This window comes from Desulfovibrio sp. 1188_IL3213, assembly GCF_036763145.1.
GTDB lineage: Bacteria > Desulfobacterota > Desulfovibrionia > Desulfovibrionales > Desulfovibrionaceae > Desulfovibrio.
The window spans coordinates 1-11,837 of sequence record NZ_JBAIYR010000041.1; the positions used below are offsets into that span (position 1 = coordinate 1).

Consider the following 11,837-nt stretch of genomic DNA (forward strand, 5'->3'; position numbering starts at 1 on the left):
CCGTGCGCCAAGCGGCGCGGCAGCGTGAAAATGCCGAACAGGCTGAAGCCGCCAGGGCAGCGGGCAGCCCGCAGACAACCGATGCCGTCTCTCGATCTGGCTCAGGGGATACGCAGACTCACGGCACGGCTGCTCCTCCGGTGCCTGTCCCTTTATGGGGACAAGATTTGAATCAGGACGGAGAGGGACGCTCTGCTCAAGCGCCTTCAGAAGCACGGCAGCAAGCGCGGGCGCAGGACGGACATGAGGAAGACAGTGCGGAACCGGTGCTGGAGCCGCTGAGTGAAACCGAAGGAACAAGTGGCCTGTTCAGTAAAAAACCGGGACTCAACGAGCTGCTTTCTGTAATAAAGTATACTTGGAAGATGGCTCGCCGCCACAAGCAATAATTTTCCCCGACATTTGAAAACGGCCTGTCCGGCATGGCGCTGGACAGGCCGTTTTTATCTTATTTTTTTACGCGGCTGAACACGTCTTGCGGCGCAAGCCTGTGCAGAAAACGCACCCGCGAAAGATAGCACAACGCGCCAAAACCCAGGGCCGCGATATAGGCAATCCAGAATCCTTCAGCCCCAAGATACGGCACAATGATGTCGGTGCGCGCCAGCGTGAAGCCCAAAGGCAGGCCGATGACCCAATAGGCAATGAAGCAGATGACGGAAATGACGCGCGTATCGTTGTATCCACGCAAAATACCTATCCCCGTAACCTGAAGGCCGTCCACCACCTGATAGCCTGCCTGAAAAAGCAGCAAATGTATGGCTAAAGCCGTTACTTCCGGGTTATCCGTATAGATGCGCACTATGTTCTGCCGAAACACTATGGTGGCGGCAGCGATGATCAAGGCAAAAACAACGCTGAGCACAAGGGCCGTGCGCGCGGCCATTCTGGCCCGCTCCAGATCCTGCGCGCCCAGGCAGCGACCCACGCGGATCGTCACGGTCATGCAGAGAGAAAGCGGAACCATAAAGGCCAGCGATCCGAAATTGAGGGCAATCTGGTGTCCGGCCACCATGACGGTTCCCAGAGGGGCAAGCAGAATGGCGCTGAGAGCGAAAAGTGAAACCTCAAAAAACAGTGCCAGAGCGCCTGGCGTGCCGATACGCAAAACCCGCCAGATCAGGGGAGCGTCAAAACGCGGCAGGCAGGCGTCATGCACATCATTGGCGGCGTTTTTTCCCACATTTTTACATTTGCGCCAAAGCGGCTTAAACAGCGGGCGCACATGGGCGCATTGCGCGTCCCGGTGCAGATAAAAAAGCATGCCCAGCGCCATGGACCAAAAACTTATGGCCGTTGCCACACCACAGCCAATGCCGCCCAGTTCGGGCATGCCGAATTTGCCATAAATAAAAATAAAATTACAGGGTATATTTACGGTCAGTCCAAGCAAGCCCACGATCATGGCTGGCCGGGTGCGGGCAAATCCTTCAAGAAAACTGCGCAGGTTCACAAACAGCATGAAGCCGGGCAGTCCCCACATAATAGCACGCAAAAAGCCGCCGGAAATACGCGCCATTTCCGGCTTCAGGCCAAAGGCCTCCATATTCCAGGAAATGGTATAAAAAAAGCTCATCAAAACGATGCTCAGCCCCAAAGTAAGCCACAGCCCCTGGCGCAGCAGGTGAGCCGCCTTTTGGGGCTGGCCGGAACCGACCATCTGCGCGCTCAAAGGCGGCAAGGCCAGCAGGCACCCGATGCCCAGCAAGGAAATGGGAACCCACACGCTGCTGCCCACGGCCACAGCGGCCATATGCTCGGCGCTGTACTGCCCGGCCATGGCCGTATCGACAAAGGTCATACCGGTTTGTGAAAGCTGCGCAATAAAGATCGGCAAGCCTATGGCATAGAACCTGCGGGCCTCTGAAAAAGAAAAATACTTTTGAAACATATGAGTTATGATAGGGTTGAAGGTGGTCCGTGACGCAACGGCGGAACTCCCGCACATCCGGCAGACGAAAACGTCCGGCCTGAAAGCGGCACAGCCGCATGCGCCAGCACAGCAAATTCTAGAGCAGATTAACTTTGAAATGCTTCGCCTTTCAAAGTTTTCATTCAGCCGAAAAATACGATTTTCGGCTGAACCCACGCCACATTGTGGCGCGCTGCACTTTCGTGCAGCATTAGAGCATTTACACTTTTTCAAAGTATGCTCTAATGGGATGTTTTACCGCGTGCGCCGCCAAGGCTGGTAACACGCCAAAGCGATGGCGTGTCCAGAAAAAACTGTTCAGCCTTCCCGGCGGCTTCCGTGATGAAGCACCATACGGGGGCATGCCGCCTGTCGCCTGATTTTTCGCACAGCCTCGGCCGTTCACACGTCTTTCGGCCGCATACGCCGCATACGCCCCATCCCTTGCAGACAGGTTGCCGTAAAAAACGCGGCCTGTTTTCAGCACCTGTCAGCGAAGGAACAATCCTTCCACAGGCAATTTTTTGCCCGAAAGTGCCGCAGCCCGGCCAACAAGATGCTCAATGGCCGAACGTCCTTCGGCTCCGAGGTCAAGGCTGAAATTCGTCACAAAGGTCTTGATATGCGCCTGCGTCACGCTGTCAGCCATTTCCTGTGCATGCGCCCGCACATATTCCCGTGATGCCTCGGGGTGCGCGTTGGCGTGGGCCAGACTGCCGGTAATGGCCCCCTGTATGCGCCGGGCCAGCGCCAGCGGCACATCACGACGTACGGCAATGGCCCCCAGCGGCAGCGGCAGACGGAATTCGCTCTCCCACCACTGGCCCAGATCAAGCACTTTTGTCAGGCCAAGCTTTTCGTAGGTAAAGCGCCCTTCGTGGATGACAAGCCCCATATCCGCCTCGCCGCGCGCCACAGCGGGCATGACGTCGCTGAAAAGCATTTCGCGTCGTGGTCCCTGAAAACCGCCATGCAAGGTAAGCAGAAGGTTGGCCGTGGTCAACAAGCCCGGCACAGCCACCGTGGCGTTTTTCCACTCCTGGGGCGAGAGTTTTTTTCGCGCCACAACCAGCGGCCCGCATCCCCAGCCAAGAGCGGCCCCGGAAGACAGCAGGGCGTAATTATCCATAATTTCAGCCACCACACCGAGGGAAAGCTTTGTCACCTCAAGCTCCCCCTGACGGGCAAGGGTGTTCAGCTCTTCCACATCGGCCATATGGGCTTTCAGGGCAGCCGGGGCCGGAACAAGACCGTGCAGCAGGGCGTGAAAAATATATGTATCGTTGGGACAGGGCGAAAGCCCCAGTCCCAAGGACTGAAAACTGGTTTGCGGAAAAACTGAAGACATGGATTCCTCACATTGACAGCTTGCGGCGGGCGGCCTACTCTGCTTTCGGCCTTTCCGGCCCAATCAACCCCACAGGATTTCATCATGTTAGACGCCGCATACTACGCCGCACTGGGCCTTTCGTCCATCCATGAAAAAGTGCTTTCAGGGCAAAGGCTGAGCTTTGAAGACGGCCTTGCCCTGTTCCGCTGCCCTGATATTACCGCCGTAGGAGCGCTGGCCCTGCATGTGCGCTGCCGCCTGCACGGGCACAAGGCTTTTTACGTGGTAAACCGGCAGATCAACTATACCAACGTCTGCGTTAACGGCTGTACCTTTTGCGCCTTCCGGCGGGATGAGGAAAACGAGGCCGGCGCCTTTGCCCTGAGCCTTGATGACGTGCTGGCCCGTCTGCGCGACGCGGACTCTACCCCGCTGCACCTGGACGAACTGCACATCGTGGGCGGCTGCCATCCGACGCGGCCTCTTTCGTGGTTTGAAGACATGATTCGCGCTGTGCGGCGCTTTAACCCCAATTTGCCAGTAAAAGCTTTCACGGCCGTGGAAATTGAGCATTTTTCCCGGCTTGAGGGCATCAGCACCCTTGAGGTTCTCCGGCGGCTTCAGGCAGCCGGGCTGGTTATGATGCCCGGTGGCGGAGCGGAAATTTTTGATGAGGAGCTGCGCCCGCAGATCTGCCCTCACAAGGCCGACGCCGCCGCATGGCTGCGCATTTCCGGCGAGGCGCACAGCCTCGGCATAAAGACCAACTGCACCATGCTTTACGGCCATCTGGAAACCTACGAGCACCGTATCGACCACCTTTGCCGCCTGCGCGAGCAACAGGATAAAAGCGGCGGTTTCACCTGCTTTATTCCGCTGCCCTTCCTTACAGAAAACAGCCGCCTCAAGCTGCCGGAAGACAAAATAGGCCCGCAGCGCGGTCTTGACCAACTGCGCACGGTGGCGGTCTGCCGCCTTATGCTGGACAATATTCCCCACCTCAAAGCCTACTGGATAATGATGGGGCATAAGCTGGCCCCCCTGGCCTTATGGTACGGCGCCGACGATCTGGACGGAACCATTATTGAAGAGCGCATCGGCCATATGGCCGGCGCCCGGTCGGCGCAGGGCATGACCATTGCCGAGCTTGAGCATGTCATCCGCGCCTCGGGCTTTACGCCTGTTCGCCGCAATGCCACATTTAACACCCTCAATGATACCGACAGTCCGGAGGCGCGCCAGTGAGCACCTTTATCCCCGCACACAGCCCCTTTGCCGCGCATGGCGGACAAGATCAGGACTTTACCGATGTGCGCGAAGCTGCCGCCCTGGCCGCAGCCGGCCAACGGCTTGACCGAAGCGCCGCAGAGACCCTGTACTGCAAAGCCGACCTGCACACGCTTGCGCAGCTTGCCCATGCCATGCGCCTGCGCCTGCACCCGGACCCCGTGGTCACCTATGTGGGCGACCGCAATATCAACTACTCCAACGTCTGTGTGTGCGCCTGCCGTTTCTGCGCCTTTTTCCGCCCCCCGGACCACGAAGACTGCTACGTCATAAGCCGGGATGAAATGAGCAGTAAGGTGGAAGAAACCCTGGCCCTCGGCGGTACGCAGATACTGCTTCAGGGCGGCCATCATCCCGACCTGCCGCTGGAATGGTATGAGGACCTTTTGCGCTGGCTGCGGCAAACCTGGCCGCAACTGCATATTCATGCCTTTTCGCCACCGGAAATCTTCTTCTGGTCTGAAAAGTTCAATCTTTCCGTCAGCGAAGTGCTGCGCCGCCTGAAAGAGGCGGGCCTGCACTCCCTGCCCGGCGGCGGGGCGGAAATTCTGCATACCGGCGTACGCGCCCAGGTCTCGCCCAACAAATGTACGGCTGAACAATGGCTCGGCATTATGGAAGAGGCGCACAAACTGGGCCTGCGCACCACCGCCACAATGATGTTCGGCCATGAGGAAAAAGCTTCGCACAGGCTGGACCATCTTTTTGCGGTGCGCGAGGTTCAGGACCGCACGCACGGCTTCACCGCGTTCATCCCCTGGACGTTTCAGCCCGCCCACACACGCATCGAGGTGAACCCGCTGCCGGCCCCGGCCTATCTGCGCCTGCTGGCTGTCTCTCGCCTTGTGCTGGACAACGTACCCAACATCCAGGCATCCTGGGTAACTATGGGACCGCAAGTGGCCCAACTGGCGCTCTTCTACGGAGCCAACGACTTCGGTTCCCTGATGATCGAAGAAAACGTGGTGGCTGCGGCAGGCGTGTCCTATCACATGAACCGGGCCGACATCCACAAGGTTATCCGCGCTGCGGGCTTTACCCCCGTGCAGCGCACCATGGACTATAAGGCTGTGGAACCGCAGCCTGACGTAAATCTGTAACAGGGCTGACCACAGCGGGAATAAGCCGCGGGCGGATTTTGACAGCCGCCCGCAAATTTTCCCGCGTGGAATTTTTGCGGCGTTGCGCGCGAGGCAGACGCCGCCCACCTCGCCCACCTCGCCCACCTCGCCACCTCAAAAAGGGGTATCGCCATGACCAGCGTCACGCCGCAGCCGGTACTGCGCATGGGCCGTATAGGCTATCTCAATGTGCTGCCTATCTATCACCCCCTGGAAGCGGGCCTGCTGCCCCACGATTTTGAACTGGTATCCGGTCCGCCCGCCCTGCTCAACAACATGATGGCTCGCGGCGAACTGCACGTTTCATCCACATCCTGCTTTGAATACGCCAGCCGCCCCGAACGCTATTATCTGGTGGAAGACCTTTCCATCGGTTCGCGCGGGCCGGTCATGAGCGTGCTTCTGCTTTCGCGCGTCCCCCTGGATCAGCTGGACGGCGAAGAGATTCTCATCAGCGGTGAAACGCACACTTCCGTGGCCCTGCTGCGGCTGCTCATGCGCGACCGCTACAAGCTTGATGTCAGGTATGCCACCGGACAGGTCACCCCCGCCGTGCGCAGCGACAAGCCGCCCGTCGCCTTTCTGGCTATTGGCGACGAGGCCCTGCGCCTGCGCAATCATCCGGACTATCCCTACCGCCTTGACCTGGCCGAGGCATGGCGTGACTGGACTGGCCTGCCTTTTATTTTCGGATTATGGGTGGTGAGCCGTACAGCGGCAGACGCGGGCCTGTTTGCCAGCGACCCCGGCGAACTGCTGCGGCAGGGGCGAAGCTGGAGCTTTGCCAATATGGATGTGATCCTTGACCTGACAGCCCACGGCTGCCCGCTGAACAGGGACGAACTGGCCTTTTACTACAGCAAGGGGCTTGTCTACAGCCTGGGTGAGGAAGAACAGCGCGGCCTCATGCTCTTTTATGAAAAACTGGCTGCCGCCGGGATGATCCCCGCTGCCCCCCGACTGGATTTTTTCAGGCTGTAGCCTGACACGCCCCAACTGTACGCCAGATACGGTCAGCCCGGGCCGATCCCGACCCGGCCAAAGCGCGGCACAAGGCATCAAGATATGACAAAGAGGCTCCCTGCACGGCAGGGAGCCTCTTTGTCATAAAAGTATGCCGCATCAACGCAGGCAACACCAATGCAGGCCGTGCAGACGCAGACCGCGCATGGAGGTATTTACAGCTTTTTCGCCAGCAGTTCGTTGACCAGAGCCGGATTGGCCTTGCCCTTGGTGGCGCGCATGATCTGGCCCACAAAAAAGCTGATAAGCTTGGTCTTGCCGCCCCTGTAGGCTTCCACTTCGGCAGGGTTGGCGGCAATAACAGCATCCACGGCCTCTTCCAGCGCCGAGGAGTCGGATATCTGCACAAGCCCTTTTTCTTTCACATAACTTTCCGGCATGACGCCGGTTTCAAACAGGTCGCCAAAAATATCATTCGCAATCTTGGAACTGATCAGTCCCTGGTCCACAATGCGCACCAGTTCCGCCAGAGCTTCGGGCTTCATGTTCCATGCGGCCGGATCCGCCGCACTGACGCCCCGGCTGTTGCATTCGCGCAACAGCGGACCAAGCATAAAATTTGCCGCTTTGCGGGCGTCGGAAAGACCGGCTGCGGCCTCAAAGAAATCCGCCAGACCACGGCTTTGCACCAGCACTTCAACTTCCGCCGCAGGCAGACCGGTCATCTGCACAAAACGCGCCGCCCTGGCCTTGGGCAGTTCGGGCAATTCGGCTTTCCAGCGCTCCATTTCCGATGTGGAAATCTCTATGGGCAAGATATCCGGGTCGGGGAAATACCGGTAGTCGTGCGCCTCTTCCTTGCTGCGCATGGAGGCGGTTATGTTTTTTACCGCGTCGTAAAGGCGCGTTTCCTGCACGACTTTTTCGCCATCGTCCAGAAGATCCTGCTGCCGCGCCATTTCACATTCAATAGCGCGCTGCACGTTGCGGAACGAGTTGAGATTTTTCAGCTCCGTGCGTGTGCCGAACTCCCTGGCCCCTACGGGGCGCAAGGAAACGTTGGCATCACAGCGAAAACTGCCTTCTTCCATATTGCCGTCGCACACACCAAGATAGGTGACAATGGCATACAGGTCCTTGAGGTACGCCACGGCTTCAGCCGCAGAACGCATATCGGGATCAGAGACAATTTCCACCAGCGGCGTGCCGGCCCGGTTCAGGTCCACGTAGCTGAGGTTCTCTCCCTGGGCATGTATGTTTTTACCCGCGTCGTTTTCCATATGAATACGGGTAATGCCCACCCTTTTGCGCTCGCCGTCCACCTCAATATCCAGATGGCCGTGCTCGCAGATGGGCAGCTCGAACTGCGAAATCTGATACCCTGCGGGCAGATCGGGATAAAAATAGTTTTTGCGCGCGAAAATGGAACGCTGATTGATGGTGCAGCCTGTAGCCAGACCCACCAGCGTGGCAAAATGTATGGCCTGCCCGTTGGGTACGGGCAGCGCACCGGGCATGCCGGAGCAGACTTCGCACACATTGGAGTTCGGAGGCTGGCCGAAGGTGGTCGGGCAGGAACAGAACAGTTTGGAGGCCGTAGCCAGTTGCACATGCACTTCCAGGCCGATAACGGCTTCATAGACGGCCATAAGTCAATTCACTCCCTGTAAAGTAATCAGCTCTGATGAGGAATGCTCGCGTCAAAATATTTGCCCACCCCGTATTCTCCCCTGCGGAAGAAAAGCCTGGGCTCAGGGCCGATGAGCTGCATCTCACGGTTTTTGCTCTGCACATCAAGCGCGATGCGCATTTCTTTGGTGCAGCCCGTCGAGTAGGTAGAATCCTTTCCAGACCATTGCGGAGGCACCTTTCTCCCCAAAAGGGCGAAGCTTTCCTCAATATCTTCAACAGTCTGAAAACGCCACACATCTATGAGACCGCTGCGCTGCACACGTTCCCACATATACATGAGGTCATCCCCGTCCATGCCTTCGATAAAATGCTCGGCGGGGTTGATAATCAAAATATTATCCATTTTTTTACGCAGATTGTCTACAAAAGCATGCACAAGGCTGATGGCCGTTGACGTCTCGCCGGGTATGCTGCCGATAACGCAGCTATAGAACATGATGGTCCGCCCCTGGTCCTTGGCCTCACGCATACCCGCAATGATATGTTCGGCCTGGGCCGCAATGGCGTCTTCACTGAATTTACGCGCCCCTCGGGCGTGTTTGCGCAACCTGATATGAAAGCCGTTGCTGTCGCGCCAGTAACAGACAATATCGCGCGTGAACTCCTGGCTGGTTCCCAGCAGCACGTCCGCGGCGCGCCAACCTTTGCCGAGGATCAGGTCCGCCTCTTTCCAGGCCCGTGAAAACGTGACCGACACACGGTACAGGTTAAGCCTTTCACGTGTACCGTCCCCGATCACCACAAGCCGGTGCTCACGCAGGTGGCGGAGCAGGTCGTTCTTGCTCAGCTTGTTTTGGCGCAACACTATGCCGCCTCGCAGCCAGGGCCTGAGCGACGGGTCTGTTTCCACATCATCAAGCGTCGGCGCAAAAAAATAAAAGCCGGACTTCACCGCGAAAATAACCCTGTGGCCCATGCGGATAAGGCTTTGCGCCATAACAAGGTCAAACAGAACACCACCATCAGCGTCGCACAAAAACAGCACCGTGCCGGAACGTCCGGCATTGGCCTCAAAATAAAGGCGCAGACTTTCGCAGTTTGTCTGGGCTTCTTCCATGGCCCTGCGCGCTTCTTCGCCCGAGGGCGGCTTTTCAAGCCAGTCCCGGGACATGGCCGAAAGACAGAGCAGCCGCGCCATTTCCACATAGTCCATACTGCGACGCGCTATGGAAATTCCCCTGGGTACGGGTCCGCCCGGCATGGCCTCAAGATTGTCATGAATTTCTGGCAGGGCCAGCATTTCCTGCTGGCAGAGGGTGGATTCGCGGCGGCGGCCTTCCCACGGATCGTCCGTCATATGGCCCTGGGCCAGCACAAGGCTGGTCATGCGTTTGACAAGGCGCGAAGGAATAAGGGTATGCTGCCCGATGTACTGGGAAAACCGGTAGCGGCAAAACTGCAAAATGCGCCGCCGCTGCACCTTGTCAGGCACAAACGAGCGTACCAGACGCGTGATAATGCGCCATGAACGGTTATACTGGTTGCGCAGTTCGGCTGAAGGGGCGTCGGCACAGAGCATTAAAAAAGTTGCGTCCGAGCAGGGCAAATACACCTGATCCTGATCCATATGCAGCATAAAAGCCATCTGTTCCGGACTGGCTATGATATCGGGATTCATGCGGTACGCAAGATTGTTATCCATAAGCATGCTGTAAAGCCATGCGTCAAAGCGGACATTCTGCCCCAGACGGATATCGCACACCTTTGCCGGCGCAAGAGCCTTGTTCACGACATTTCCCCCGTGCAGTTGTCCACAGCCCCCTGCAAAACAAAACCCCGGCTTCGCAGGCGCTCGAAAAAGCATGTGCCTTCTCCCATAAAGCGCACCGCTGCGGGCAGGCCGGAAATGCGCACAAGATCGCCTTTTTCCAGCTTGTGGCCTTCCTGACCGTCCACCGTAAGATAACAGTCTGTGGAACCACGCAAAATTTGAAGCTCTATGTCTGTCGATCCGGGAAAAACCATGGGCGAGATTGTATTCAGAAAAGGACACACCGGCGTGAAGCCGATGGCGTCCATTGAAGGATAAAGAAGCGGACCGCCTGCTGATACGCTGTAGCCCGAACTGCCCACAGGCGTACACAGTATGATGCCGTCGCTGCGCAACGACCCCATATGCAGCCCGTCAACCCGGATATCAAGGCAAACCAGCCTGGACAGCGCGCCACGGCTGACGACCACGTCATTGACCGCCGCCCCTGCCTGAATCTCTTCGCCGTCGCGCGCAAGCGACCAGCTGAGCGCCATGCAGGCACGAACCGGCTCATGTCCTTCCAGGCATTCGGCAAGCTTTTCCTGCCAGTTTTCCGGCTGGGCATCTGTAAGAAAACCCACGCGCCCGAAATTGATGCCCAATACCGGCACATTGTTGCCCACAAGACGCCGGGCTACGCCGAGCATGGTGCCGTCGCCGCCAAGCACCACAACAAAGTCAAGGGTACCCGTGCAAAGGGACAAATCCTGCCCGGCCTCTACCAGATGTGCTTTGTGACCACGCTCTTCCAGCCACGAGCGGATTTCTTCACCCAACCGGGCGGCGCGTTCGTGGCGGGCCTTGCAGACCAGTAGAATGTGGCGCTTGTATTGATTTTGCATAAGATGACAATTTACGTTATCAAGGCTCTTATCGCAAGCCCGCCGGCCTTGCTTGTCAGGGCCGACGCTTTGACATATGAACAGAACCTTCCTGGTCAAAATCCAACAACAAGGCCGCGTGAGCCATGAACGACAGCGCTCTTGACATTATAACCTCCCACGCGCGCGACGGCGCCCGGTTGAGGGAAAGTTTTTTTGCGGAACAAGCGCCCATGCTGCGGGAAACCGCCCTGCGTCTGGCAGCCTGCCTGGCGCAGGGCGGAAAAATTCTGCTCTGCGGCAATGGCGGCAGCGCGGCGGACGCGCAGCATCTTGCGGCGGAATTTGTAAACCGTTTTCTTATGGACAGGCCCGCCCTGCCTGCCCTGGCCCTTACAACCGACACCTCGGCCCTTACCGCCATCGCCAACGATCTGGATTTCAGCCAGGTATTTTCGCGTCAGGTGGAGGCGCTGGGTCGCAAGGGAGATATTCTTGTGGGCATATCCACGTCCGGAAACAGCCCCAATGTGCTGGCCGCCCTTGAGGCTGCCCGGCGCATCGGCATGCTCACGCTGGGCTTCACGGGCAGAGGCGGAGGGCGCATGGCCCCGCTCTGTCACATGCTTGTGGACGTAGCAAGCCCGAGCACGCCTCTTATACAGGAAATCCATATTACTGCCGGACATTTACTGTGCCAGCTGACTGATTATTATCTTTTTGAAAATGTGGCGGCACTTGCGCCCTATTTGCACGCAGACACCGTAAACGAGGATTGATCATGCCCATCTATGAGTACAGTTGCGAAAAATGCAGCCGGGATTTTGAAGAACTGGTTTTTGACGATACTTCTCCGGCCTGCCCGCATTGCGGCTCTCACGCAACCCACAAGCTCATGTCCTGCTGCGCCCGCCACGGCGGTTCCCAGCAGGGCGACTATGCGCCCACGTCCGGCGGC

11 protein-coding genes and 1 pseudogene are annotated in these 11,837 nt (G+C 57.9%); 7 read left to right on the forward strand and 5 right to left on the reverse strand.

All coding sequences use genetic code 11. From position 1 onward, the window contains the following. Nucleotides 1-389 (forward strand): annotated as a pseudogene (locus V6C16_RS03810) (histidine kinase); the annotation flags it as partial. A 59-nt stretch (nucleotides 390-448) separates the two neighbouring features. Here V6C16_RS03810 and V6C16_RS03815 read toward each other — a convergent pair. Beyond that, on the reverse strand, nucleotides 449-1,891 hold the full coding sequence (locus V6C16_RS03815; protein WP_333535196.1) for an MATE family efflux transporter: 1,443 nt from the start codon (nucleotides 1,889-1,891) through the stop codon (nucleotides 449-451). Nucleotides 1,892-1,898: 7 nt separating this feature from the next. Between V6C16_RS03815 and V6C16_RS03820 the strand changes: the two genes are divergently transcribed. After that, on the forward strand, nucleotides 1,899-2,195 hold the full coding sequence (locus V6C16_RS03820; protein ID WP_333542783.1) for a hypothetical protein: 297 nt from the start codon (nucleotides 1,899-1,901) through the stop codon (nucleotides 2,193-2,195). Nucleotides 2,196-2,402: 207 nt separating this feature from the next. On the opposite strand, the gene V6C16_RS03825 is transcribed toward V6C16_RS03820, so the two are convergent. Then, on the reverse strand, nucleotides 2,403-3,260 hold the full coding sequence (locus tag V6C16_RS03825) for a 1,4-dihydroxy-6-naphthoate synthase (protein ID WP_333535197.1): 858 nt from the start codon (nucleotides 3,258-3,260) through the stop codon (nucleotides 2,403-2,405). 84 nt (nucleotides 3,261-3,344) lie between these two features. Between V6C16_RS03825 and mqnE the strand changes: the two genes are divergently transcribed. The 3 genes from mqnE (at nucleotide 3,345) to V6C16_RS03840 (ending at nucleotide 6,631) form a co-directional block, all read left to right on the forward strand. Then, a complete protein-coding gene (gene mqnE, locus V6C16_RS03830; protein ID WP_333535198.1) occupies nucleotides 3,345-4,487 on the forward strand; it encodes an aminofutalosine synthase MqnE in 1,143 nt (380 codons plus the stop codon). Next, nucleotides 4,484-5,629, forward strand: a complete 1,146-nt coding sequence (gene mqnC / locus V6C16_RS03835) for a cyclic dehypoxanthinyl futalosine synthase (protein WP_442886179.1) — start codon at nucleotides 4,484-4,486, stop codon at nucleotides 5,627-5,629. Before mqnE ends, mqnC begins: the two co-directional genes overlap by 4 nt. 153 nt (nucleotides 5,630-5,782) lie before the next feature. Further along, on the forward strand, nucleotides 5,783-6,631 hold the full coding sequence (locus V6C16_RS03840) for a menaquinone biosynthetic enzyme MqnA/MqnD family protein (RefSeq protein ID WP_333535782.1): 849 nt from the start codon (nucleotides 5,783-5,785) through the stop codon (nucleotides 6,629-6,631). 197 nt (nucleotides 6,632-6,828) lie between these two features. Here the strand turns inward: V6C16_RS03840 and gatB are convergent, their stop codons facing one another. The 3 genes from gatB to V6C16_RS03855 are packed head-to-tail and all read right to left on the reverse strand — an operon-like array spanning nucleotide 6,829 to nucleotide 10,900. Then, the gene (gene gatB / locus V6C16_RS03845) at nucleotides 6,829-8,262 is read right to left on the reverse strand and encodes an Asp-tRNA(Asn)/Glu-tRNA(Gln) amidotransferase subunit GatB (protein WP_333535783.1); all 1,434 of its coding nucleotides are present in this window, start codon (nucleotides 8,260-8,262) and stop codon (nucleotides 6,829-6,831) included. Between the two features lie 26 nt (nucleotides 8,263-8,288). Further along, the gene (locus V6C16_RS03850; RefSeq protein WP_333535784.1) at nucleotides 8,289-10,034 is read right to left on the reverse strand and encodes an ARMT1-like domain-containing protein; all 1,746 of its coding nucleotides are present in this window, start codon (nucleotides 10,032-10,034) and stop codon (nucleotides 8,289-8,291) included. Beyond that, nucleotides 10,031-10,900 (reverse strand): NAD(+)/NADH kinase, encoded by an 870-nt coding sequence (locus V6C16_RS03855; RefSeq protein ID WP_333535785.1) that lies wholly within the window; start codon nucleotides 10,898-10,900, stop codon nucleotides 10,031-10,033. Before V6C16_RS03855 ends, V6C16_RS03850 begins: the two co-directional genes overlap by 4 nt. A 125-nt stretch (nucleotides 10,901-11,025) precedes the next feature. On the opposite strand from V6C16_RS03855, the gene V6C16_RS03860 reads away from it, so the two are divergent. Beyond that, nucleotides 11,026-11,658, forward strand: coding sequence for a D-sedoheptulose 7-phosphate isomerase (locus V6C16_RS03860; protein WP_333535786.1), 633 nt, complete (start codon nucleotides 11,026-11,028; stop codon nucleotides 11,656-11,658). Nucleotides 11,659-11,660: 2 nt separating this feature from the next. After that, on the forward strand, nucleotides 11,661-11,837 hold a 177-nt coding region (locus tag V6C16_RS03865), incomplete at its 3' end, for an FmdB family zinc ribbon protein (protein WP_333542785.1).

Bases quoted from the DNA above. Each gene is read 5' to 3' on its own strand.
- V6C16_RS03855 (WP_333535785.1), bottom strand. From the start codon at position 10,900: ATGCAAAATCAATACAAGCGCCACATTCTACTGGTCTGCAAGGCCCGC.
- V6C16_RS03815 (WP_333535196.1), bottom strand. From the start codon at position 1,891: ATGTTTCAAAAGTATTTTTCTTTTTCAGAGGCCCGCAGGTTCTATGCC.
- V6C16_RS03825 (WP_333535197.1), bottom strand. From the start codon at position 3,260: ATGTCTTCAGTTTTTCCGCAAACCAGTTTTCAGTCCTTGGGACTGGGG.
- V6C16_RS03820 (WP_333542783.1), top strand. From the start codon at position 1,899: ATGATAGGGTTGAAGGTGGTCCGTGACGCAACGGCGGAACTCCCGCAC.
- V6C16_RS03860 (WP_333535786.1), top strand. From the start codon at position 11,026: ATGAACGACAGCGCTCTTGACATTATAACCTCCCACGCGCGCGACGGC.
- V6C16_RS03840 (WP_333535782.1), top strand. From the start codon at position 5,783: ATGACCAGCGTCACGCCGCAGCCGGTACTGCGCATGGGCCGTATAGGC.
- gatB (WP_333535783.1), bottom strand. From the start codon at position 8,262: ATGGCCGTCTATGAAGCCGTTATCGGCCTGGAAGTGCATGTGCAACTG.
- mqnE (WP_333535198.1), top strand. From the start codon at position 3,345: ATGTTAGACGCCGCATACTACGCCGCACTGGGCCTTTCGTCCATCCAT.